Origin of the sequence: Pantoea sp. GbtcB22, from assembly GCF_019091025.1 — a bacterium.
Lineage (GTDB): Bacteria > Pseudomonadota > Gammaproteobacteria > Enterobacterales > Enterobacteriaceae > Pantoea > Pantoea leporis.
Genome location: NZ_JAGXKB010000170.1, coordinates 1 through 275, shown reverse-complemented (window position 1 = coordinate 275; position 275 = coordinate 1). Strand labels below are relative to the sequence as shown.

1 protein-coding gene is annotated in these 275 nt (G+C 61.5%); it reads right to left on the bottom strand.

Features of this window, described 5'->3' with window-relative positions:
* Positions 1 to 275 (bottom strand): hypothetical protein (locus tag KVT28_RS25080; RefSeq protein ID WP_217550868.1); only part of this gene is annotated, 275 nt, incomplete at both ends.

Sequence of the window (275 nt, the reverse complement as noted above, 5' to 3'; positions counted from 1 at the left end):
CCCCAACAGAAATCCGCTCAGCATGCCCGGCTGTTTGCCGGTGCTGCGCAGATGCACATCGCGATTGAGCCAGCGCGCCAAAGCCGGGCCCAGAAATCCGATCACCGAGAGCGAAAAGAAGTGCACCGCCTGCAGTCCGGCAAACAACTCGTCGCCGCGCAGGAGTGCCAGCAGCCCCAGAACCAGGAAAATCGCGCCGATCACAACGCCAGGAATCGGCTTCAGCTTGGCCAAAGCGCCGATCAAATGCAGGCCGAACAGGATGATCAAGGCCC